The following is a 24,044-nucleotide window of genomic DNA, read 5'->3' as shown; positions in this document are numbered from 1 at the left end:
TGTCTTCAGTGGCACAAATATCCTGTTGCTCTGACCATCTCGACTTGATCTGCACTTGTCATTCCCCTTCCCGTTGGTGGCCTGTTTGATCGTGGACCTGCCAATGAGAAGAGATGCAGCAAACGCATCTAAGTCATGCAGTATTTATACTTAATTTGAGTCTGGTTGGCTATGCAATGAATTTGCTTTGCCGTGAAAATTGATCAGGCGTGAGCTCGGGAGTGTTGGGGCCGGCAAATGTCGTCTGGGTAATCCCATTGTGACGCAAATCTCCTATTTCCGGGCGGTAAATCTCGCCAAATTGATGGTTTGATGATGCCAAGGTCGCTGCAAAACGCCTTGTTTCATTTGGGAATTTGATTGGGAGAGACAATTCCAGTGAGTGAGACCACCTTCATCCTCCGCTTCACCTGTGTTGATCAGCCGGGCATTGTTTCGACAGTGACCTCTGCTTTGGCGTCGCGCGGCGCGAATATTGTTGAAGCGAACCAGTTCTGTGATCGCAAGACCAACCAGTTTTTCCTGCGCGTAGCCGTGCGTGTGCCTGAAAACATCGACAAGGCCGCGCTGGAGCTGGCCATGTCACCTGCGGTCGATCGATTCAAGATGCGGCTGAAGGTGGAGGATTTCTCACGGCGACCCAAGATCATCATCATGGTCTCCAGATTTGATCATGCGCTGCTGCATCTGCTCTATCAGATCAAAGTGGGCTGGCTGGATGCGGAGGTTGTGGCAATCGTCTCCAACCATGCGGATAGTCAGGGTGTTGCAGATCACGAAGGTATTCCGTTCCATCACTGGCCGATCACCAAGCAGAACAAGCTTGAACAAGAAGCCAAGCTATCGGAACTGATTGAAAGCACCAATGCTGAGCTTGTGGTTCTGGCGCGTTACATGCAGGTGCTGACCGATGAAATGTCGAGCAAATTCTTCGGCATGATCATCAACATTCACCACTCGTTCCTGCCAAGCTTCAAAGGCGCAAAGCCCTACCATCAGGCCCATGACCGCGGTGTGAAGCTGATCGGCGCGACGGCGCATTATGTGACGCCGGATCTGGATGAAGGGCCGATCATTGAGCAGGAAACCGAGCGTGTGAACCACGGTATGACAGCCGAGGATTTCGTGGCAACGGGCCGCGATATTGAATCGCGCGTGCTGGCCCGGGCGGTCAAATACCATCTGGAAGGCCGTGTCATGCTCAACGAAAACAGCACCGTCGTCTTCACCTCATAAATGCTCCCCCACACCAGCGAGTGCTCTACTGAAGTAAAGGATCGAGATCATGTCCGCATTTCCAAGCAAAGCGAAAGTTGTGATTGTTGGCGCTGGCGGCATTGTTGGAGCCTCGGTCATTCATCACCTCATTGAGAACGGCTGGGACGACATTGTCGGCATCGACAAGTCTGGCATTCCGACAGATATCGGGTCCACGGCGCACGCCTCTGACTTTTGCTATGCCACCAGCCACGATCTACTGACCTGTTGGACCACCATGTATTCCATGGATTTTTACGAGAAGATGGGCCATTACGCGCGCATCGGCGGTCTGGAAGTAGCCCGTGTGGGCGATGACGAACGCATGGCAGAGCTGAAGCGGCGCGTGGATTCTGGCAAGGCGTTTGGCACCAATGTAAAGATCATCAGCGCAGCAGAAGCAAAAGAGAAGTTTCCGCTTCTGGAAGAAGATCAGATCCAGGGTGCTATGTGGGATCCAGATGCGGGCCTTGTGGTACCGCGCTCGCAGACCGTAGCGGGTAAGCTGATTGATCAGGGCGTTGACAGCGGCAACTTGAAGATTTTCGCAAACACCTCCGCGCTTGAACTGGTGACAGAAGATGGCCGTATCACCGGCGTGGTGACAGAGCGTGGTACGATCCATGCAGATCATGTGGTGGTGTGTGCGGGGCTGTGGGGCCGCCTGATTGCGGAGATGGCAGGCGAAGACCTGCCCGTTATGCCAGTGGATCACCCCCTCACCTTTTTCGGCCCTTACAACGAGTTTGAAGGCACCGGCGCCGAGATCGGCATGCCGCTTTTGAGAGATCAGGGTAACTCAGCCTATATGCGTGATACAGGCGATCCGAAGAGCACTGAGGGTGGCCAGATCGAATGGGGCTATTATTACGAAGAGAACCCTCGCCTTGTGCACCCACGTGAGATTTTGGAGAAAGATCAGGCCCGTCTATCGCCATCTCAGCGAGATCTGGTGCTCGAAGACGTGATTGAACCGCTTGAGAAAGCCATGGAGCTGACACCGGTTCTGGCAGAGCTGGGGTTCAACGAAAGCCATTCTTTCAACGGTCTGTTGCAAACGTCTATTGATGGTGGCCCGTCCATGGGTGAAAGCCGCAAGCTGCGCGGGCTTTGGTATGCGGTTGGCATCTGGATCAAAGATGGTCCGGGCATGGGCAAGCTGATTGCCGACTGGATGACCTACGGCAAGACCCATATCGACCACAACTCCGTTGATTTTTCCCGGTTCAACGAATTCCAGCTGAACGAGCAGTACATTCATGATCGCTGCTGGGAAACAGCGAAGAAGATCTACAACCCGCCGGTTCATCCGCGTGAACCGTTTGCCAATGCGCGCGGCATCCGGCGCTCGCCGTTTTATGAGCGTGAGGTTGAGCTGGGCGGATACTTCATGGAACTTGGCGGTTGGGAACGTGCCCATGGGTATGCGGCCAACGAGCATTTGCTGGTCAAGCACGGCAACCGAGTGCCTGAGCGCGAGAACGAGTGGGACAACCGACATTTCTGGCGGGTTTCCAATGCTGAGCATCTGGAGATGAGTGAGGATTGCGGCATCATCAACCTTTCGCACTTCCACATCACGGATATTTCCGGCCCGGACCATATCACGCTTATGGAGTGGTTATGTGCGGCCAAGATTGGCGGTGACAACAACATCGGCAAAGGCATTTACACACATATGCTGGATGATGATGGCAATGTGCGTGCAGACTTTACTCTGTTCCGCATGGAAGATCGCTGCAGACTGGTGAATGGCGCTGATGCAGGGCCACGTGATCTTGTTTACATGCAGCGCGTTGCGGATGACAACGGCTGGGACGTGACCATCACCGATGTGACTGAGGACTACACCACCATTGGCATTTGGGGCCCGAATGCCCGTGAGAACCTGCAGAAGGTGGTTGATGATCCTGACGCTTTGAGCGTGGAGAACTTCCCGTTTGCAGCTATCCGAGAGATTACTATTGCAGGCAAAACGGTTTCTGCCTTCCGCATCTCCTATGTGGGGGAGCAAGGCTGGGAGCTGCATATGCGCTATGAAGACGGCCTTGCCGTTTGGGATGCCCTTCGTGAGATTGGAGTGATCGCGGTTGGTGTTGAGACCTACGCAAACTCGCGCCGTCTTGAAAAATCCCTGCGCCTGCAAAATGCTGATTTGCATACACAGTACAATCTGTTTGAAGCTGATCTGGCCCGTCCGAAGGTGAAGGCCGCAGATTTCCGGGGCAAGGAGAAGCATGTTGTGTATCGTGCTCGTGAGGCTCAGCCAGCGATGCTCTGCACTTTGGTGATGACAAACAACATCGACAAGGATGGAGTGGCCCGCTTCCCGGTTGGCAATCTGCCTGTCATGCATCCTGAGACGGGTGAAACCCTGATGGATGAACTGGGGCGGCGCTCCTATACAACCTCTATCGCCTATGGCCCGAGCGTCGGCAAAAACATCGCGCTGGCCTACCTGCCCAAAGAGTACTGCAAGGAAGGCCGTAAGCTTGAAGTTTCTTACTTCGACGAGGTCTATCCGGTAGAAGTTGTCGGCATCGGCTACGCTCCGCTGTATGACCCGGAGAACCTGAAACCGCGGAGCTGATTTGCGGTTCTCAACTCCAACGCCTCAAAACAAAAATCCCGGGCTGTGACCCGGGATTTCTTTTGGTTTAAGTGCTTTCAGCTCAATCAGCTCTTCTTGTTATGGAAGATGAAGCCGATAAAGTTGAGGAGGAGTTGGGCGGCGAGGATCTGGGTTGAATCAGATGGGTCATATGCTGGGGCTACTTCCACCAGGTCCATACCGACCACATCGCCGCGTTTGCTGAGGCCCTGCAGGATTTCCAGAACATCGTAGTACTGGAAGCCGCCATGGCTTGGGGTGCCGGTGCCGGATGCGATGGATGGGCAGAAAGCGTCGATATCAATGGTCACGTAATAACGTGCGCCTTCCGGAATGCGGCTGAGTACAGCTTCCGTACCCAGTTCACGCACCTGACGGACGGACAGGATGTCAGAGCCTCTTGCGCGAGCATCGTCGTAGCCTTCTTTGGCGGTTGAGGACACGTTGCGGATACCAAGCTGGGTCATGCCGGAAACGTAGTCTTTCTCAATCGCGCGGCGCATCGGGTTGCCGTGGCCCTCAGTCACGCCGTGGCGCTCATCCACGAAGTCCAAATGTGCATCGATCTGAATGACGTGGATTGGACCATTCTTGGCACAGTCTTCCTCAAACGCACGAATACATGGGATGTTGATGGAGTGATCACCACCGATCACCACAGGCAGCGCGCCGGCATCCAGGATTTTCTTTACGCCCACCTGAATGTTTGCGTGGCTTTCCTCCGTTTTCGTATGAATGATATCTGCATCTCCGATGTCAACGATACGGACATCCCCGCCCAGATAGGTTGCATCATCCTCATGGTCGTAAGCCCCCGCGTGACCGAAGGAAAACAGCGTGGATGCTTCGCGGACAGCACGTGGGCCAAAACGAGCACCGGAGCGCCACTGGGCACCGAAATCAAATGGTGCGCCCAGGACTGCAACATCTGCATCAATGGCATCCCAATCCCATACGTATTCTTTTTTGCCAAAGGTTGAGATGCCGACAAATGGCAGGTTCAAACGCCCGGACGCATATCCATGTTCAGACATATTTTTTCTCCGTTACTTGATTATCTGTAGGCGAGTTCCGGGAGGAACAACGCAATTTGTGGGAACGCCATCACCAGTGCCGTGGTCAGCAGTAGGATCAGCAGGAACGGCGGTACGCCGCGCACAACATCCACGAAGGGTCTGCGGAACACAGCTATGGCCGTGAACAGGTTGCAGCCGAATGGCGGTGTGGCTGCCCCAATGGCGACCTGCAATGTAATGAGAACACCGACCAGAACCGGATCCAACCCTGTGGATTTGATGAGCGGTGCGAAGATTGGCACCAGGATCAAAATCACCACGATTGAATCGACAAACATACAGCCGATGAAAAAGGCCAGAATGATCGCCGTCAGCGTGAGCATTGGACCGGCTTCGTTGAGGCCCAGTGAGCTGATGATGGTTTGTGGCACCTGCGCAAAAGACAGGGTCCATGAGAACGCCGCGCCAGCCGCGATCAGGATGAACACCACAGAGGTGATTGCGCCCGTTGAAAGCGCGATATCCGGCAGGTCCCTCAGGCGGATGGATCTGAAGATCAACGCTTCCAGAACAACCGCATAGAGCACACAGATGGCCGCAGCTTCTGTTGGTGAGAAGACACCGCCATAGATGCCGCCAACGATGATGACCGGGAAGCCCATGGGCCAGACGGCACGTCTGACAGCCGTAAGTCGCTCGCCCCAGTCTGAGCGTTCCAGCACCGGAATGTCGTGCTTATAGGCATGCCACATGCAGTAGGCGGAGAAGAACGCCACGATGATCAGTCCTGGTACAATTCCCGCGATGAAGAGCTGAGAGATCGAGGTGCCTGAGACAACGCCGTAAATGATCATGCCGATGGATGGTGGGATCAGGTAGGCCAGATCAGCGGCGTTGACGATGAGGCCGATGGTGAAGCTGTCTGAATAGCCGGACTTGAGCATGCGTGGACGCATGGCGCCACCAACCGCCACTACGGTGGCCTGTGTTGAGCCGCAGACCGCCCCGAACAACGCGCAAGCGCTGGTGACTGAGATGGCCAGACCGCCTTTGATATGCCCCATGAACCGCATCACCACATCAATCAGGCGATCGGCTGAATGACCTCGTGTGATCACATCTGCTGCCAGAATGAACATGGGCACGGCGACCAAGGCGGATGGCTTGACGCCGCCGATCATCTGCTGGATCAGGATTTGCGGACTGAAGTTTGGAAAGTAGATCAGAAAGCCGATGAACGCCGCCGAGATCAGCGGCATCTTCATGGGAAAGCCGAAGAGCAGCAGGGCGATCATGACCGTGAGCATGAGTTCTGTCATTTTGCAGCCCCCTCTTCTTTTTCCACGAAGCGCGCCACAGCAGCGGCTGTTTCCGGGTCTTCGTAGCTGTCCACTTCCAGATAGGAGACGTAGATCTCCTCCTCAGCCAGATTGAGGTTGCGTAGGGCTGTCAGGAGATATTGCAGGGTTGCCAAAGCGAGGCCGATCACCACCCAGATGTAGGTGAGATAAAGCGGCACCTGCAGCGCTGGTGTGACCCGGCCACGACTGGCGACTTTGGCAACATATTCAACGGCGTACCATGTGAGGATGGCCATCATTGTTGCGGTCATGATTGTGATCAGAATCATCAGAATCTTGCGCATCTTTTTCGGCAATGCGTCGTAGATGGCGGACATGCGAATGTGGATGCCCTTTCGCGTGGCATAACCCAGTCCCATGAACGTGATGATGACGATCAAGAACTCGTTGAGTTCCTCTGAAAAGTAGATCGACTGATGAAAGACATAACGCCCGAACACATTCGCGATGGTGTTTACGGCCATGGCGATGATGCCCCAACTGAGGATGAAGACCTCAATCTTGCAGATTATGCCGTCAACTTTCCCGAGGAGCTTAAAGGGGACAGAACGGGGTTCCATCGGTTCCCTCCTCCAGTGAGCCCACACCCCATGCCACCGGCTGGAGTGTGGGTATTCCTTTATTGATGAGTTGACGCGATCTCAGTTCTCAGAGCGTCGAGCAGTACTTTGCCGCGATCTCCAGCTGCTTCCACATAGGCGCTTTCGGTTGCTTCGCTGCGGGCGCGGAAGACATCACGCTCTTCTTCTGACAGAACAACGAGATTGATATCCGGCTTGCTGGACTTGATGATATCGAGGCGCTTCTGGTTGAAGTCTGTGACAACACCATCGATAAACCCGGACATGCTGGCCATGGTTTCCCGGACCAGTTTCTGACGATCTGGTGAGAGTGTGTCGAACCAGTCTGTACCGGCAACAACTGTGGTCACCAGCTCTTGCTCACCTGCCCAGATGAGGTAATCGGTTACTTCATAGAACTTCATTTCCTCGATGGTTGGGACCGGGTTGACCTGTCCATCAACGGCACCGAGCTGCAATGCGCCAAACACTTCGCCAAATGGCAGCGGTGTCGGGCTAGCGCCCATGTTCTTGTAGGTCTCCAGCAAGATTGGAGAGACCATCACACGCATCTTGAAGTTGGAGAAATCATCCGGGTTTCTGATTTCTTTGTTTGTCGTCCAGACCTGCGGTCCTTCGGAGTACATGGTCAGCACTTCCAGACCACGCTTTCGGAAATCATCATTCAGATCACCGTAGATGGTCTTGGAGTTGTTCAGAATGTCAGAGACTGCCTTGGCATCAGAGGGGAACAGATAAGGCAGCAGGAATATCTGACTTTCCGGGACAATGGTACCCAGATTGCCGATGGAAACATTGGTGAACTGGATCAGCCCGTCCGTTGCCTGTTCAACCGTGTCTGTTGGTGTGCCAAGTGTGCCCATCGGGAAGATTGTGATGGTCACATCCCCGTTGGTTTTGGCTTCAATACGTTTTTTAAACTCCTGCGCATACGCATCCATGATGGAGCCTGGAATTTCCTCAATAGCGAACTTCCAGTCTTCCGCATGGGCGCTGAGCGGTGCAGCACTCAGAACCATTGCAGCAGTCATTGCTTTTAGCGACTTAAGAATTGAGCTCATTTGATCCTCCCACAGAACTCGCTCTTCCTTCCTCGCCACCAGCACACTCGATGTTGAACTGAGAAAAAATATCAAATAAGTTATGTTTACATGAAATATATCAATGTAATTAAATTATCTGAGAACAGAAAGAACATTAGATGAAACTTCTCAGAAACAACCTCCTGGAAGCATTTTGTGCTGTGGTGGAATGTGGTGGTTTTTCAGAGGCTCAGTTCCGGTTGGGAATCTCTCAATCTGCCATCAGTTGCCGGATCCGAGATCTGGAAATTGCGCTGGGATATCGCGTGTGTGAGCGTGGGCGCAGCGGCTTTCAACTGACCGAGCGCGGCAAAATCGCCTATGAAAAAGCCTGCGAAATCATCCGGATGGTTGAGGACTTTGATGCAGAGCTTCTGGAGCTGCGCGGAACCATCACCGGGCAGTTGCGCATTGGCATCGTGGATACGGTGATCAGCCTGCCGGGCTTTCCGCTTGTGCCTGCACTGCAGCGGTTCTTTTCAAAGGAAAACGACGTCAATCTGGAGATCGTCGTTGCCTCTCCCAATGATCTGAAAGAAGGCCTGATCACCGGCAGCCTTCATATTGCGTTGGCGCCCTTTAAACGAAAGCGAGATGAGCTGGAGTACATCAAGGTCTGCAGCGAGAACCACTTTCTTTATTGTGGTCGCGAGCATGAGCTGTTTGACGCGGGCAAGGACGAGATCTCACCGGAGATCCTGAGCAATCACGCTGTGTGCCAGCGCTCCTATGATATGATTGTCGCGCGCGATGCCAAAACACCTGAGCCAAAGGCAATAGTGACCAACATGGAAGCTGCCGCTGCGCTTATTCTGAGCGGTAAGTTTCTGGGCGTTTTGCCAGATCATTATGCTACGCAGTGGGTTGAAACCAGCAATATGCGTTTGCTGGAGCACCCTAACCTGACGTGGACCTCTGAATTTTACGTAGCCTCTCGTAAATCCCAGTCTCACAGACAGGCCGTGGAGTGGTTCATCAAGGCCTTGCTGCAGGACAGAGTGATTTAAACGCTTGAGAGGAGGATGCTGGTTTCGCTGTTCATGACACCTTCAATCAGGCGCACCTCTCGCAACACGCGGTCAAATTCTGAGAGGTTTTCGACACGTATGTCTGTGACCAGATCCCACTTTCCACTTGTGGTGTGCAGCACCTGAAGCTCCGGCAATCCGCGAAGCTTTTGAATAACTTGCGAGGTGTTGCGCCCCATCACCTCGATCATCATGACCGCTCTGATTTCGCCGCTGTCATAATCTTCACGTACTCGGGCAGTAAACCCAAGAAGTGCTCCCGTCTCCAGAAGACGATCCATACGTGCCTGCACGGTCGCCCTTGAGACTCCCATAATCTGAGATAGTTTTGAAACCGGAGCACGCCCGTCCTGACGCAACAGGCCGATCAGTTGTCTGTCAAGGTCGTCATATATGTGTTTCGCAATCTGGTTTTGCTTCATGCCCCGCCTCAACCCATGGATTTAACAATAATATAAAAATCACATAGCAATCTGTCAAAAACTATCTTGCATACTTAGCAAGATTGATATGTTTTTTGCAATTTGTACAGTTGATACTAGGGAAACTGTAATTACTTGAGGAAAGCTCATGTCACCCCCTGCCCCGTCAGAACGTGCATTCGTTCCATTCGTCAGCGTCGACAACATGATGAAACTGGTTCACCGCATTGGCGTTGAAACCATGCTCTCCGGCATTGCCGAGTATGTGGAAGAGGACTTCCGTCGCTGGGAGCTGTTTGACAAGACCCCTCGCGTGGCCTCCCACTCCAAGGAAGGCGTTATTGAACTGATGCCGACCTCTGATGGCGTGACCTACGGCTTCAAGTATGTGAACGGCCACCCAAAGAACACCAAGGAAGGTCTGCAGACTGTGACTGCCTTTGGTCTTCTGGCTGATGTTTACACCGGCTACCCGGTGCTGCTGACCGAGATGACCGTGCTGACCGCTCTGCGTACTGCTGCAACTTCTGCCGTTGTGGCCAAGCATCTGGCTCCCAAGGATGCCCACACCATGGCCATGATCGGCAACGGAGCCCAGTCCGAGTTTCAGGCGCTGGCCATGAAGGAAATCTGCGGCATCAAAACCTTGCGCCTTTATGACATCGATCCGAAGGCGACGGAAAAGTTGATGCGCAATCTGGAAGGTCGTGGTTTGACCTTGCAGCCATGCAAGAGCCCGGAGGAAGCTGCTCTTGGCGCGCAGATCATCACCACTTGTACGGCTGACAAGCAGAACGCGACCGTTCTTTCCGACAATATGGTCGGCACTGGTGTACACATCAACGCGATTGGTGGCGACTGCCCGGGCAAAACCGAGCTAGCAAGCGGCATCCTCTCCCGCTCTGACGTGTTTGTTGAGTATCCACCGCAGACCCGCGTTGAAGGTGAAATTCAGCAGATGCCTGAAGACTTCCCGGTTACTGAAATGTGGAAGGTTATCACCGGACAGGCAGAAGGCCGCACCAGCGACCGTCAGATTACTCTGTTTGATGGCGTTGGCTTTGCGACAGAAGACTTCTCCGCTCTGCGTTACGTTCGCGATCAGCTGGAAGGCACTGGCCTTTATCATGATCTGGACATGCTGGCAGATCCGGATGATCCACGCGACCTCTTTGGGATGGTGATGCGCGCCAATCCTGAAGGTGGAGAGACTGCATGAACCGGACCTCAGTTCAGGCCCCGGGTGCCGTTGTGATGGTTCGGCCCCATCACTTCTCAGTTAACGCTGAAACTGCTGCTGACAACGCCTTTCAGGCTGAGATCACGACAGATGCGGACCATGCTAAGCAAGCTTACGATGAGCATTCTGCTATGATTGCACAATTGGAAGCTCATGGGGTTCGGGTGCATGTGTTTGAGGGCGACAATCCGGGGCTCCCGGATTGCGTTTTCCCAAACAACTGGTTTTCTACCCATGCGGGCGGTCATGTGGCCATCTTCCCGATGAAGGCAGAAAACCGCCGCCTTGAGCGTCGTCAGGACATTCTTGAGATGCTCAAGAGCAACTACCGTGTACAGGATGTGATTGATTACTCCGGCCTTGAGCAGGATGGCCTTTTCCTGGAAGGCACGGGCGCCATGGTGCTCGACCATATCGACCGTGTGGCCTATGCGGTTGAGAGTGACCGGACCAACCCGATTGCACTGGAGCGCTTTTGTACGCACTTCAACTTCGAGCCAATGGTGTTCGCGGCGGAAGACGACAAAGGCACCTCCATCTACCACACCAATGTTTTGATGTGCGTTGGAACCAACTTTGCGTTGATCGGGACCGAGATGATCACCGACACTGCACGGCGTGCTGAAGTGATCTCCCGTCTGCAATCGACTGGACGGGACGTGATTGAACTGAGCAATGCGCAGGTGTCTTCCTTTGCAGGCAACGCAATCGAACTGATGGGCAAAGACGGCCCGCTGCTTGCGCTTTCGCAGACAGCTTATGATGTGTTGACGGAAGAACAGCGGGAACGAATTTCAGCTTCTGCGACATTGCTGCCGCTAGCTATTCCGACACTGGAACTGGCTGGAGGTTCCGTGCGCTGCACGATTGCGGGACTGCACTTGTCACCGCGCCACTGATATGAATTTTCATGCCCGCCGCGCTCAATCTCGGCGGGCATGAGTTTTAATGATCAATCATTTAACCCAAGCAGCTGGTCGATCAATGTGGTGAACATTGCTGTACCTATTGGGATTAGCTCATCTGGGAAGTCATAGTCCGGATTATGCAGCTGAGGTTGGTTTTCGCCTGAGCCTAAAAAGAACATAGCTGATTTGGCTCCATCCAATCCGAACCGACCAAAATCTTCTGACCATCGCATTGGCAAGTCCAGTTCCTTCAGCGCCGCACCATTGTGCCTTGCTGCTTTAATGATGTGATCACGACTCTCTGGATGGTTGACGCAAGCCAGGAAGATATCGTGCCAGGAGATAGAGACTTCCAGCTCTTTCGTTGCACTTGCAACAGCTTGCTCTGCCCGCGCGACCATATCATCCATCAAAGCATCACTGATGGAGCGCAGCGTGACGCGCAGCTCGCCAAAGCCCGGCGCAATGCCAAACGTCGGCTCTCCCAAACGGGCATGGGTTAAGGTGCTGAGCGCAAACTGATCATTCATCTCTCCGCCAGCACCTAGTGCAGCCAACTCTCCCATGAGTGTTGCCATTGCAGTACCTGGAGACAGGCCATCTTCCGGAGCTGCCGCGTGAGAGCTCTTGCCACGCAGGTTGATCTGCATGCCGCGAGATGCACAGTTGGCATATTCCCGACATATGCTCAGCTCTCCCATCGGGCGTCCCGGCAGGTTATGTAATGAGAATGCAAAATCAGGGCGGAACTCAGCGAACTTTGGATCCGCAATGACAGCTGGCGCACCTGACCCGGTTTCTTCCGCAGGCTGGAACATGAGCAGTACACGGCCCTTTTGCGGCGTATGCTTTGCCAGCATATGCGCAACGCCCAGTACCATCACCATATGCCCGTCATGCCCGCATAGATGGCCCCTACCCGGAACTTGTGAGCGATAAGAAACCTCAGAGATTTCCTCAATAGGCAGACCATCCAGCTCACACCGGATCATTACCGTTGGCCCGTCTGCAGCCCCTTGGTATTCGGCAATAACACCAAAGCCGCCAATCCCGCTGACAACACGGTCCGCACCAATCTCTTTCAGCTGCTCCACCACAAACCGCGCCGTCTGCTCTTCTTCCCCAGAAGCTTCCGGCGACATGTGCAGAGTCTGGCGAACCTTCGTAAGCTCCTCCAGCTGCTCGTCCGTCAGAGCCTTAACAGCCGCATCCAACATAAAACATCCTCCCCGAACCCGAGCGTCTGCTCAAAGTGTTTTGAGGAAACCTATATCACCTCACCTACGACGCAACAGATTTTGCCGGTTTGGGCCGGGTTATTTGTTGGTTTCGGAGCCGTCCTCAAAACTGTGTCATTTTATAGGGCACCCAGTAGTCCGCCAGTTCACTTGTATAGAGCCAATAAAACTGCGTGAGGAACAAATAGGCGCACAGCAGTGATGTCGCGATAAAGCGAAGTGCGTATCCATGGAGCAGAGATACGAGGAGTGGGAAGAACAGAATTTGAACCGGGAGGAAGTACTTGCCAATGCGGTCAATGATGACGGCAGAGGGGAGCAGTGGCAGCACCATAAGGGAGATCACAGCGGACCATGCCATGGCGCGCATCACCTTATCCAGTTTTTCGGGAAGATTTGCGTACTTTCCATAGATCAGGAAACCTACCGCTGGCAGAGCATTCAGAAGCAGCCGGATCAACGCCCCTCTAGAGCCTGCTGAAGTTTCGACATAGCGCAGGAAATAAACCCCTATCTGATCTGCCAGCAGGAACTTCATGAGGATAGCGCTGATGCCAAGCACGGCTGGATAAAGCAGCAACCGATTTTTTTGGACAAGAAACAATCCAAAAACGAGACACATGATGCCAGTGCGATGGAACAGAGCGCCTAACACGATGCAACCCATAAACGCCCAAACCCGGTCACGAGCCAGAAGAGCAAGACCAATCAAGATGAAGCCGAGCGTCGTTGTTTGCCGTATGTGATCCATGGCCATGATCGTTACGATATGGGGCATCGCAATGGCCATGGCCAGCCAGGGATAAGGTGTTAGCGCAGCAAACATCATCAGCCCGACAACAAGAACGACTGCGCAAAAGAAAAAGACCGCTGAGATACCAAAGCCTAATTGAAAGGCAAGCCAGTTTACAAAACTGTAGCCAACATCAGTGAAGTCCATTGCTTCGACAAAGGGCAGCTCGGTTATCAGCTTGAAGATGTAATTGTACTGGATCCAGTCTTTTCCAACTTCAAAACGAAAACCGATGAAGGCACTTAGTGCGATGGCAAAGGATGCAAGCACAGTCCAGCTCAGGACAGACGTACGCCTGTCAAGAACTGAGAGAATGCTGCCAGAGTAAACAACCCCACTGATGATGACATACGGCCACATAGGTACTAGGCCCTTTGCTCTAATGATCCTGTATGCATGTCTCCAGTTTGGCTCGCTTTCACGAACTGCAGGCCCATTTGCAGATCGCCCTCTGCTGGACAGAACCGCCCTGCTCCATTTTCAGGAAAGAACGTCATTTCACCCAGTTTGAGACCTGATGGAATGAAGTAAAAATCAACACGGACAAATCCGAAACCTTTTGACAGCTGGCGAGCTGTTGCCAACGCTTCATCCAGCAAAGCTGGTCTTGGCATTGGAGCTGGATCACGCTCATAAATGGTTGAGTATGGAAGTAGCTGCCAATTAGCATCATAGAGCTGACGGGTGTGACGCGTGTGACGGCCATGATCGACCTGGATCACGAATGGTTCCCCATCTGCACAGAAGAACTTGTAGTCTTTGGGTAGACCACCTGTCTCATCACGCAATACTGGTTCTACAATAATGCGTTTGCGTAGACCTTTGTAGTTCGGCTCGCGGCTTCGCTTGTAGTAATCTTCGGTGAACCACGTGCGAAAGACTTCCATATCTTCCATGGAGAACGCTCTGCCATTTTGAGCAGTCCGGATCACTGCTTTACCGCTTCCATGAGTGGACTTGGCAATCAGTTCTCCTGCAAAGTGGAATGCGTCTATTTCCCACGTATTTTCGAAGACACCCAGAGTTGGAACAATCAAGTGCTCCATACCGATTTCAGTCAGCCAGTTTTTTACTTCGGCTTTATCGGTTACCCGACTTGCCAATGACAGATCACCTTTGAACGCCCATTTCTGCGCGAGGATGTGCTCGTTGAAGCTACGCGGATTACGTGGGTTTGGAAAATATCCCAAACGCTTGCGTGCATTTAGAATTGACAGAGCGTTGTCCCAGAAATGTCCGGTTGGGAGGAAGTTTTGTAACTTCATGGTTTTTGCTCCTGAAGGCGTGGTGAAAGTGTAAGAAAGGATAGTTGCCAGACATCGCAGGCTAACCAGCGGAGCCCGAGGGACCACGTGACAATGGCGGTTGAGGTTGCAATTGCAGCACCGTTGATTCCCAGGTACGGAATCAGTGAAGCATTTGCGACAACTGATAGGACACCGGCAGCAAAGAAGATCCAGGCCGTTCGTTTCTGATGGCCCTGCATGTAAAGCGCCTGCATGGTTGCACCATTTACAGCGACGGCAAGATTAGCGGTGCATAGGACGAGCATGACCGGGTAGGCTTCCAGATATTCAGGACCAGCCAATAGCCTGATAACCTCATCCCCCCACAGCGCCAGCGTGATCAATGCAAGCCCGCCAAATGCGACTGAGAACAATACGCTTTTGCGCAAGTAACCTGAGATTTTGGATGACGCTGCGGTTTTATCTGCTGTTGCGAGGTATGGTGCATACAGATGGCCAATAGCCTGCATTCCAAATGTGACGAGCACAGAGGCTTGAGCTGCTATGCGGTAGATACCGGCTTCTTTTTCGCCAGCAAGTGTTCCCAGAAGGATGGTGTCTATTTGCCGGTTGAAGATCAAAAGTCCAGTCACAATGGCGAATGGTGCGACAAGGCTGAGCCATTCGGTGCCATTCATTGATGAACTGTCGTGTTGTGAGAACAGTGAGCGAAGGTAAGGCCATGCGAGTGCGATGCTCAAAACAGTGATTGCTGCACCGGCTCCGATGTAAAGGTGTACAGCGTAGGCCCATCCCTGATTGCGCATCTGCTCTGTTAAAAGGAACGCAACACCAAGGACCAAGAGCGGCACGAGAACAGTGCCGACTAGGATGGCAGCATTTGGACGAAAACTACCGCGTAAAACACCTTCCATCAGGCCTGTCACGCACAGGAATGGCAGCACCAGAGAGAATACCGCAACGCTCGCAATAAACACGTTCTCGCTATCGCTCATCATCACGACACCCCAAAGAGCCATGATGATTGCAGATGCGTAGATCAATGATAGGCGTATGCCTGTCTTTAGGAGTGGTGAGGCTTGCTCGGCACCATTACCTTCTCGAGCGATCGCCACGTGTTTGGTGATCAATGTGGAAGCGCCATTCTTGATCGGAATCGCCAGCAGCATGATTGTAGCCAAGCCAAAGGCAAACACGCCAAACTCTGCGGGCCCAAGAATGCGCGCCAGATAGATCGTCATGGCCGCACCTGCCAGTGCCTCGGTTCCTTTAAGAACGAGTACCTTAATGCCAGCTGCATGTCTTAGCAGGCGCGAGATCATAGATGCGTCCTTTTACGGCTTTTCTGATTGTTCATTGAAGCTTGCACGGATCTAGAAGTATCTTTCAGGAATGCGGATGCTATCGCCCGGACGCAGGTAAAGGCGAGCACCGGTGAGGTTTACAGGGACCTCATAGTTACTCCCTACCGGACGGATGAAAATACTCGATGTGTTTGCGCGGTAGGAATAACCGCCTGCAACAGCAATAGCATCTTGCAGGGTCAATCCATTTTTGTAGGAGTATTCACCCGGGCGGGCCACCTCACCCTGGATAAAGAATGGACGAGAGCTAAGCACTTCCAAGCTTACACGCGGCTCTTTGAGATACCCATCTTTAAGGGCAGATACGATACGGCTCTCAAGTTCTTTTACGCTGCTGTTGTTGGCCGAAATGTCGCCGATGAGTGGCAAGTCGAGTTTACCCTGATCATCAACCACGAACTCACCTGACAGGTCCGGCTCTCCAAACACCATAACGCGTAGCTTGTCACTGGGGCCAAGGCGATAAGCTTCGGGCTGAGAAAAGATACGGTCAGACGTTATCTGGTTTTGCGCTTCCTGTCCTGCAAACTCACCTGAAGCGCAGCCCTGCAAGAGACCGAGGATAAAGAGGCTTGTTAAGCCATTGAGCCATCTTTGCTTCACGCCATTTCCCTTTTCTTTTGTCCCATTCCTCATCTCTGTAGTGATCATCGAACGTGCGATCACTGCATCCTGAGAAGAGTAACTCTACGAGTTTTCTATGTGATCTGACCCTGTACAGCCCATGCTACCTTAAGAGGCTTGCTGCAGAACTGAGGTGTAGTGATTGATAACGATCCGCTCATCGAACGTTTGCTCAGCTTTTCTTCGTGAGGCCGAGCCCATTTCATTCACGGCGGTTTCACTCATCAAAAGAAATTGCCGCATGGCGGTTTCAATTGACTGGCCACTTCTTGGCTTACAAAGAAAACCGTTTTGCCCCTCATCGACCACGTCCTTACATCCCGGCATGGTTGTGGTGATGATCGGGCGTCCCATTGCAGCAGCTTCAAGCAATGATCTGGGAGTCCCTTCTCGATAGTAAGAGGGCAGAACCACGCAATCAGCGTCAGCTACAACAGGCCGAACATCTTTAACTGACCCGCGATACTCAACTACGCCATCGGCTGTTAGCCTCTTTATGTCAGCTTCATCTAGTCCACCTGCCTTTCCGGAACCTGACGGGCCTAGCAGGACGAAACGTGCATCGGGAAAGTTGGGAGCTAACGCACGTGCAGCTTCAACAAACTCCAAGACCCCTTTCTCTTTCAGCATTCTAGCGACAAGAGTGAACGTTCTTTGACTGCCAGTGCCAGGCAATGCTGTGATCTGGAAGTTTGTCAGATCCACACCGGAACCGGGTAACAGGCATGCTTGTTGTTTTGTAATGAGGCCGCTTCTTACGAAGTAAGCCAAGTCCTCAGGGTTTTGAAGAAAAACACGAGGGCAGCGCCGGAAGGCGGTTTTATAAAGTGTCTTGATCAGACGCGCGAACAAGTCATCACGATCGAAAACACTACCCATCCCAGTAATATTGGGAATGAATGGCACACCAAGCAAACGAGAAGACATTGCGCCATAGATGTTCGGCTTAATCGTGAAGCCAAGCGCAGCATCAGGCTTATGCTTTCTTGTAATTTCAAAAATCCGTAACAACAACTTCAGCTCTGCAACAACAGAAGTCCCTGTGGCATCCATAGGAAGCTCAACATAAGTCACTCCCATTTTTTGAAATTCAGACGTGTACTCATCACGCGGAGTGGCAGCGACAAGCTCATGCCCTTCTCGCTGTAGTTGTTGAAGTAAAGAACGCCGGAAGTTGATTAGCTTAAAGCTACTATTAGCAACAAGAAGTATTCGCATTTGTCTTGGTCGATCAAGTAAACTAGATATGGTGATCGAACTCAATTGCCATAATACCGCACTCTCTCGAGCTAGCGGCCTCTCTCATAGCAATGAGACGTGATCCAAATGAGACTGGTGAACAGCCTCCGCTATTGTTGCCTTTAGTTTAAACTTTTACTCACTTACCCCAGTGATCATCTAACATTCAGAGCAACCTGAAGGGTAATATTTCGACACACACAAGCAAGTCAATCCAATAAAGCAAAAACAATAAGTATTATGAGGATTATTGGAATTGATATCTAACTTAATAAATTGCCATTACTATTTCATTATAATTATATTCAATTACACACTGATAAAATACAATCAATCATACCAAATTAAGTTAACTACATATAACTATACACCAATCAAAACTTCAATTGCGTAGCCCTCCCCCTCTGAAAACAAATTGAGAAATCAAATTTGTCAAAGCTATTTTTGGCAGAAATCAGCCAATAATAAATATCAAGAATTTTAGTGAATTTTGATGAAACATTACACCCTTTCATTAAAGTATATATTAGTTAAAATATTCATATAATCCCGAGTTAAGATAGTTAAACTATTATATGTAGTTTTATGAATTAAGTTGTGTGGCTATCTATATTTATTTCGTTGACTTTAATACTTAGAATCAAATACCTAGCCCAACTGAAATCAGATTGGCATTGGTGAGATTTCTATGAAAAATCTAATCAATACACTGCCACATAGGATTTCTGTTGCGTTAAATCGCAACCTGTTCGTGAGGTGGCTCTTCTGAGGGTGTTGGGGGCTTGCTCAAATTGAGACCATGACGGAGCGAAGTAATTCGCGCCGTGAGTGACAGTAGTTGAAATGCACCATGATTAGAATATTCGATATAGTCTTTAGTTTTGCTGTCTTGCTGTTTGTATCACCTCTGATGATTATCGCAGCTATTTTGGTGCGCACGAGACTAGGAAGCCCTATTATCTTCAAGCAAGACCGTGCCGGGCTGAACGGCGACGTGTTCCAGATCTACAAGTTTCGCAGCATGTCCGATGCGCGCGATGCACATGGAAACCTTCTGCCAGACGATCAACGCCTCACAACATTCGGACGCATTTTGCGTGCGACAAGTGTCGATGAATTGCCAGGTTTCCTGAATGTTCTCAAGGGTGAGATGTCTGTTGTTGGTCCTCGCCCACAGCATGCTGGTTTTCTGAAGCATTACTCCAAGCGTCAGATGATGCGTCATTTTGTGAAGCCAGGCATCACCGGTTGGGCTCAAGTGAATGGACGTAACAACATCGACTGGGATTCTCGCTTTGAGCTGGATGTCTGGTACGTGGAGAACAAGAGCTTCTGGCTCGATATGAAAATCATCTTCATGACTATGATCATCGTTCTAAAGCGTGAAGGCATCAGCGCAGCGGGGCATGCAACCATGCCAGAGTTTCGGGGAAGTCAGCTCTCAGTGCAGCAAAAGGACTAGGCTTCGACGCATGAGCTGAAGCAGAGCTGCTTGAAAACCGAGAGATGCTGCCACTGCACATTGTGTAGATGGCAGCAAACCATTTTCGAAGCTCCCAAGTCCCTCAGCACCTCTCTTGCATGAAACTTCCTGAGCACCACAGTCAAGACTGCGCTCCTCCCTTTTGACACAGAGTTTGAAACAGTCACGGAAAATGAGTTTCTCCCAATGCGCAGCTTAAAGTTCATTTTGGCAACTTGCATGGCCGGTTCTGCTTTCGAGGCGGCAACCGCTTCGGATCTTTCAGAGGCTTTGCTGCAAAACGCCGGAGGATATGGCCTTAAGTCTCATCCAGAGTACAACGCCAAAGGCATTCGACACGCCAACTGGATTTTCATGCCCTCCCTAACCTCCGGCCTCTATTTTGACAGCAATCTCTATAAGACCAGAAGTTCTGCCGATAGCAGCATGGTTGGTCTATTTGCTCCTTCACTGTCCATTAGCTCAGAGATCTCTCGTCATCGGTTTCGTGTAAACCTATCAGGCCAGAAAAAGCATGCTTTTTCAAAACCGAACGCCTCCACCTTGTCTGGCCGCGTTTCTACAGGCGCGAGGTTGGAAGTTCTCAGAGACTTTACGCTGGATCTGGGCGCTGGCATGGAAGCAAGACAGTATGAACTGGGTGAAGCCGATACGTCTTCGGATGCCAAACACGGCATTCGACGGGAAGCTTACTCTGCGACGACTCGTATATCCAAAGTTTTCAATCGTCTGAGGTTCATCGGCGGAGGTACCGTCAGTCACTTTAACTATCATGACGTTGAAGCAAGAGACGGCAGCACCATCGATCAGGATACGCGCGATGGCACGCGATACAGTTTAATTGGCAAAGTGAACTACGCTTTCTCGCCTGGGCTGAGCACCTTTGTGAGTGCGGAGTATAACGCACGCAACTGGAGAGCTTCTGGGGAAGAAAACCGAGATTCAAGCGGCTTTGAGGTTCTGGCAGGGCTGGAAGTTGACAAACGCGGCAACTTCCATGGCGCTGCAGGTGTTGGGTATCTCAATCAAAATTATCAGCTGGGTAGCCGCGGGGATATCTCCACCTACTCCTTCAATGTGGACATGCAATGGATGCCCTCTCCGCTTTTGGTTGTAAAAGTCAAAGGGCGACAAGCCGTTGAAGAAAGCTCACTTGATGGACAGGTTAGCAAGCTTACTTCGAATGCCAGGCTGTCATTGGATTACGAACTCCGTCGTAACCTCATCCTTTCACCGCTTCTTTCTTTCAAACGTGAAGATTACGCCGGCTCGGATCGCCGCGACAACACCTTCCGTGCACGACTGGAAGCAAAACATCTTATCAACCGCAACCTGAAATTCGGTGCCTACTATGACTTTGAAACACGCAAGTCATCTGAAGCTGACAACAGCTACGACCGGCATCTGATAGGGATAACCGCAAAAGTAGAGTATTGAGAGTCATGCAAAACTCCCTGGCATCGAATGCCCCGACAGAAGATATTATCAATCTTCGCCTGGCCTTTCAGTATGTACGCAAGTATTGGTCACTGATCCTTGGTGTTACCGGTTTTGTGACAGTGCTCGGCCTCACCTTTGCGTTTCTTGCAGCGCCTAAGTATACAGCTGTGACCTCCGTTTACATCGAAACGCGCGCGTCTAATGTGGTTGACGTAAAAGCTGTTCTGAGCGGCTTTGGCTCTGACAACAAGTTGCTGCAAAGCCAGATTGAGATTATCGGATCGAATGCGGTTGCCAAACGCGTGATTGCAGAAAACGATCTTGAGAACTCGCCAGCCTTTCAATCAAAGCCTTCTTTGTTGTCGGAAGTCTTTACGAAAGTGACAGGTGAGCCACCAGCTACGGTCAGTCTTGAGCAGCGTGTGCTTGATGGGCTTCACGTGACTTTGAACCGTAATACGACCGTGGTCGACCTTTCCTATCGGGCACATTCTCCTGAGATGGCTGCCCAACTTGCTAACGCGTTTGCTGAAGCTTATCTAGCAGATCGTCTAGCGACCAAATACGATGCCATTCGTCAGGCCAGTGAATGGCTTAGCATTCGTTTGTCCGAGCTAGGTGTTAAGGTTCGCAGCTCGGAACAGGCTGTTGAACAGTTCAGAAACGAGTTCAACCTTCAGGTTGCTGGTGGCGGTACTATCAACGAAAAGCAGATCGCGGCATTAAACCAGCAACTCGTCTATGCCCGGACAAAAACTGCTGAAGCTCAGGCGCGGGTTGATCAGATTGATAAAGTGCTGGTGCGTGGCGGTTCCACTTCTTCCTTTGCCGATGCCGCCCAATCTGCCGTTATTACACAACTGCGCGCGAAAGCTTCTGAAGTGGAGCGTAAGGAAGCAGCGCTCACAGTGAAATACAGCCATAAGCATCCATCTGTGGTCAGTGTTCGCTCACAGCTGAAAGACCTTCGGGACCAGATCGAGAAAGAGCTCCAGCGTATTGTTGATACGGCGCAGAATGAGCTGGCTGTTGCTAAACGTCGTGAAGCTTCCATATCCGACAGTCTTGAGCAACTGCGTGATGTCACCAACTCAGAGAACCACGCTCAGGTTTACCTGCGTGAGTTGATCCGTGAAGCCCATGCAAACAGAACTCTTTATGAATCTTTCCTTGCACGCCTGAAGGAAACCCAAGAGTTCGAGAAAATGAACTCTGTCAGCAGCCGCGTGCTCAGCCCGGCTGAGGTTCCAAGCATTGCAAGCTTCCCGAACAAGAAGCTTTTCCTGCTGGTCTCTGCCGTTGTAGGCCTCATTCTGGGAACCGCTCTTGCCCTTCTGATCGAGCAGTTTGACAACACACTGAAATCTAAAAGAGATGTCGAACGCCGTCTCGGCCTTCCTCTCTACTCTCAGGTGCCGCTGATTGAAGGTTATGCGTCAACTTCAACGCTCCAATCCTTTTTCGGATTGCTGTTTGGCAAGGGTTTGGTGAGATCAAAAACTGCCGGTAATGATGACGCCACGCGGTCTGAGGTTGCGCAATTTGCATCTAAAAATCCTTTGAGCCACTACGCTGAGTCAATTCGCGCTCTGCGATCCTCCGTAAAGTTTGCGAGGATGGACGAGCCTATTAAGACACTGCTAATCACCTCAGCGATCCCGGGTGAAGGAAAGTCTACGATCTCTCGCAATCTGGCTCACTACGCGGCCAAAGCTGGAGAACGAGTGCTGTTTATTGATGCAGATATGCGCAGACAGCTAACCTCCGAAACTCAGGGAGATTCAAGCGAGAAGAACCTAGCTGATGTGCTGACAGGCAAAGTGACTATTGCAGATGCCGTAAAGCACGAGGAAGGATCAAACTTCTACGCTCTTCCTGCTCCAAATCATCGCGAGCTTTGGGAAACTGCCGAGCTTCTGTCCTCTCAAGCGATGAAAACGCTTTTGGAAGGTGCTCGTAAGAGTTTTGATCTCATTGTGATTGATAGCCCACCCGTCATTCCCCTCATTGATAGCCGCGTACTGTCTCATGTAGTTGACGGCACTGTGCTGGTTGCTTCGTGGAACCATACGGATGGTGGGCTTGTTGAGCAGGCGAAGGAGTTGCTTGATCAGACACCGGGTAAGACGCTTGGTGTGGTGTTGAACAACTTTGACGTCAGCAAAGCACGTCTCAACAAGCATCAGGCATCCTATGGGTATGGCTATTATAATTGATAGTTCTGTAAGCTTTGATTTTTGAAAGACGCCTCCATGATCTTCCTGAAAATGATCATGGAGGCGTTTTCATTTTGGGGCTTCGATTTATCAGTGCGTTACTCAGTGATCCTGAGCAACTGTGCGATGTTGCGCATTGCGTCAGTCGTTGATCGTGGGGTAGGAAGCGGCATGCTCGGCTCTTATGATCAGGAAACGCACCTTGTCTGAACAAATCGAAATCGCTGCCAGGACGCTGGCTGATCTTTTTGATACTTCCAGCCCGCTTTTGCCGACGGCAAGTGGGTCTCCCAAAGCGTTTGCCAATAGTTTGGATGATGCGCGGAAGCTTATTGAAGAGCGCTTTAATGCGCTGAGTGAGCTGACTGTTTTGCTGAACGGTGAGAGCGAAAAAAGCGATGCGGTACAAGGTGCTGCGATCGATTTGTTCCAGTGCTCAGGTTTCTTCTATCTTGCTTTGATGCAGTACTCAGAAAACCTGCCGAACTCACTGCTGATGGCGGGATATGATATCTCTGTCGGGCGCATGCCACCGGTGGTTTCCAAAGCGTTGAAGCGTGTTTCATTTGCGATGAAGAGCGCTATTGCCGAAGACATCACCTTCATGTGCCCTCACCTTTCCAACATGACTGAGCAGAAAGAGTTTGAAGGTCGCGCACAGGTCATCCTGGATAAGGTTTTGGCGCAGGCAATTGCCCGGACTGAACATGCTGTTTCAGCTTTGCAGGAAAATGAGAAGTTAGATGGCTACGAGCCTACTGCAGAAGACAAAGCCCTGCGCGCGCGCTGTGTGACGATTGTGGAGTTGCTTGCCAAGTTGAGCCAACACTCTGCAAATCCTCGTGATCTTGCTGTGCGCATCAATGCGTTCAAGGATAGTCTGGGTTAAGGCTG

At 51.5% G+C, this 24,044-nt stretch carries 21 protein-coding genes; 10 read left to right on the top strand and 11 right to left on the bottom strand.

What is annotated here, in order from left to right; translation table 11 throughout:
• The first annotated feature begins 378 nt into the window (after positions 1–378).
• Positions 379–1,236, top strand: coding sequence for a formyltetrahydrofolate deformylase (gene purU / locus PSE_RS14390; RefSeq protein ID WP_014285525.1), 858 nt, complete (start codon positions 379–381; stop codon positions 1,234–1,236).
• 49 nt (positions 1,237–1,285) lie between these two features.
• Complete coding sequence (locus tag PSE_RS14385) at positions 1,286–3,847, top strand: FAD-dependent oxidoreductase (RefSeq protein WP_014285524.1); 2,562 nt, start codon at positions 1,286–1,288, stop codon at positions 3,845–3,847.
• 86 nt (positions 3,848–3,933) lie between these two features.
• Here PSE_RS14385 and speB read toward each other — a convergent pair whose 3' ends face one another.
• The 4 genes from speB to dctP are packed head-to-tail and all read right to left on the bottom strand — an operon-like array spanning position 3,934 to position 7,887.
• Complete coding sequence (gene speB, locus PSE_RS14380; protein WP_014285523.1) at positions 3,934–4,902, bottom strand: agmatinase; 969 nt, start codon at positions 4,900–4,902, stop codon at positions 3,934–3,936.
• 20 nt (positions 4,903–4,922) lie between these two features.
• Complete coding sequence (locus PSE_RS14375; RefSeq protein ID WP_008546870.1) at positions 4,923–6,203, bottom strand: TRAP transporter large permease; 1,281 nt, start codon at positions 6,201–6,203, stop codon at positions 4,923–4,925.
• The gene (locus PSE_RS14370; protein WP_008546333.1) at positions 6,200–6,805 is read right to left on the bottom strand and encodes a TRAP transporter small permease; all 606 of its coding nucleotides are present in this window, start codon (positions 6,803–6,805) and stop codon (positions 6,200–6,202) included. The genes PSE_RS14375 and PSE_RS14370 overlap by 4 nt, the downstream gene beginning before the upstream one ends.
• A gap of 59 nt (positions 6,806–6,864) precedes the next feature.
• Positions 6,865–7,887, bottom strand: a complete 1,023-nt coding sequence (dctP, locus tag PSE_RS14365; protein ID WP_041768521.1) for a TRAP transporter substrate-binding protein DctP — start codon at positions 7,885–7,887, stop codon at positions 6,865–6,867.
• A 140-nt stretch (positions 7,888–8,027) separates the two neighbouring features.
• On the opposite strand from dctP, the gene PSE_RS14360 reads away from it, so the two are divergent.
• The gene (locus tag PSE_RS14360; protein WP_014285521.1) at positions 8,028–8,915 is read left to right on the top strand and encodes a LysR family transcriptional regulator; all 888 of its coding nucleotides are present in this window, start codon (positions 8,028–8,030) and stop codon (positions 8,913–8,915) included.
• On the opposite strand, the gene PSE_RS14355 is transcribed toward PSE_RS14360, so the two are convergent.
• Positions 8,912–9,358, bottom strand: coding sequence for an Lrp/AsnC family transcriptional regulator (locus tag PSE_RS14355; RefSeq protein WP_075697437.1), 447 nt, complete (start codon positions 9,356–9,358; stop codon positions 8,912–8,914). The two genes, PSE_RS14360 and PSE_RS14355, sit on opposite strands and share 4 nt — an antisense overlap.
• A 148-nt stretch (positions 9,359–9,506) precedes the next feature.
• Here PSE_RS14355 and PSE_RS14350 point away from each other — a divergent pair, with 148 nt between their 5' ends.
• Together PSE_RS14350 and ctlX are read left to right on the top strand one after the other, a co-directional pair.
• Complete coding sequence (locus PSE_RS14350; RefSeq protein ID WP_014285520.1) at positions 9,507–10,577, top strand: ornithine cyclodeaminase; 1,071 nt, start codon at positions 9,507–9,509, stop codon at positions 10,575–10,577.
• Entirely contained in the window at positions 10,574–11,497 is a 924-nt protein-coding gene (gene ctlX / locus PSE_RS14345; RefSeq protein WP_014285519.1) for a citrulline utilization hydrolase CtlX, read from the top strand. The genes PSE_RS14350 and ctlX overlap by 4 nt, the downstream gene beginning before the upstream one ends.
• A gap of 53 nt (positions 11,498–11,550) precedes the next feature.
• On the opposite strand, the gene PSE_RS14340 is transcribed toward ctlX, so the two are convergent.
• The 6 genes from PSE_RS14340 to PSE_RS14315 all read right to left on the bottom strand — a co-directional run bounded on the left by PSE_RS14340 (position 11,551) and on the right by PSE_RS14315 (position 18,035).
• Positions 11,551–12,723 (bottom strand): amidohydrolase, encoded by a 1,173-nt coding sequence (locus tag PSE_RS14340; RefSeq protein ID WP_014285518.1) that lies wholly within the window; start codon positions 12,721–12,723, stop codon positions 11,551–11,553.
• A 124-nt stretch (positions 12,724–12,847) separates the two neighbouring features.
• On the bottom strand, positions 12,848–13,897 hold the full coding sequence (locus PSE_RS14335) for an EpsG family protein (RefSeq protein WP_014285517.1): 1,050 nt from the start codon (positions 13,895–13,897) through the stop codon (positions 12,848–12,850).
• 5 nt (positions 13,898–13,902) lie between these two features.
• Positions 13,903–14,802: an ATP-grasp fold amidoligase family protein gene (locus PSE_RS14330; RefSeq protein WP_014285516.1), complete on the bottom strand. Its 900-nt coding sequence runs from the start codon at positions 14,800–14,802 to the stop codon at positions 13,903–13,905.
• The gene (locus tag PSE_RS14325) at positions 14,799–16,106 is read right to left on the bottom strand and encodes an oligosaccharide flippase family protein (RefSeq protein WP_014285515.1); all 1,308 of its coding nucleotides are present in this window, start codon (positions 16,104–16,106) and stop codon (positions 14,799–14,801) included. Before PSE_RS14325 ends, PSE_RS14330 begins: the two co-directional genes overlap by 4 nt.
• A 51-nt stretch (positions 16,107–16,157) precedes the next feature.
• Entirely contained in the window at positions 16,158–16,751 is a 594-nt protein-coding gene (locus PSE_RS14320; RefSeq protein ID WP_208997941.1) for a polysaccharide biosynthesis/export family protein, read from the bottom strand.
• Positions 16,752–16,880: 129 nt separating this feature from the next.
• Positions 16,881–18,035 (bottom strand): glycosyltransferase family 4 protein, encoded by a 1,155-nt coding sequence (locus tag PSE_RS14315; protein WP_193384368.1) that lies wholly within the window; start codon positions 18,033–18,035, stop codon positions 16,881–16,883.
• 826 nt (positions 18,036–18,861) lie between these two features.
• Between PSE_RS14315 and PSE_RS14310 the strand changes: the two genes are divergently transcribed.
• The 5 genes from PSE_RS14310 to PSE_RS14295 all read left to right on the top strand — a co-directional run bounded on the left by PSE_RS14310 (position 18,862) and on the right by PSE_RS14295 (position 24,039).
• A complete protein-coding gene (locus PSE_RS14310) occupies positions 18,862–19,473 on the top strand; it encodes a sugar transferase (RefSeq protein WP_041768519.1) in 612 nt (203 codons plus the stop codon).
• A 240-nt stretch (positions 19,474–19,713) separates the two neighbouring features.
• Positions 19,714–20,931: an outer membrane beta-barrel protein gene (locus PSE_RS14305; protein ID WP_208997940.1), complete on the top strand. Its 1,218-nt coding sequence runs from the start codon at positions 19,714–19,716 to the stop codon at positions 20,929–20,931.
• A gap of 5 nt (positions 20,932–20,936) precedes the next feature.
• The gene (locus PSE_RS14300; RefSeq protein WP_014285510.1) at positions 20,937–23,150 is read left to right on the top strand and encodes a polysaccharide biosynthesis tyrosine autokinase; all 2,214 of its coding nucleotides are present in this window, start codon (positions 20,937–20,939) and stop codon (positions 23,148–23,150) included.
• A gap of 36 nt (positions 23,151–23,186) precedes the next feature.
• Positions 23,187–23,360: a hypothetical protein gene (locus tag PSE_RS27325; RefSeq protein WP_158309190.1), complete on the top strand. Its 174-nt coding sequence runs from the start codon at positions 23,187–23,189 to the stop codon at positions 23,358–23,360.
• A complete protein-coding gene (locus tag PSE_RS14295; protein WP_014285508.1) occupies positions 23,353–24,039 on the top strand; it encodes a hypothetical protein in 687 nt (228 codons plus the stop codon). The genes PSE_RS27325 and PSE_RS14295 overlap by 8 nt, the downstream gene beginning before the upstream one ends.
• Positions 24,040–24,044 lie beyond the last annotated feature (5 nt).

Source organism: Pseudovibrio sp. FO-BEG1, assembly GCF_000236645.1.
Lineage (GTDB): Bacteria > Pseudomonadota > Alphaproteobacteria > Rhizobiales > Stappiaceae > Pseudovibrio.
The sequence above is the reverse complement of the archived record's forward strand: the minus strand, read 5'-3'. Positions and strand labels throughout refer to the sequence as shown.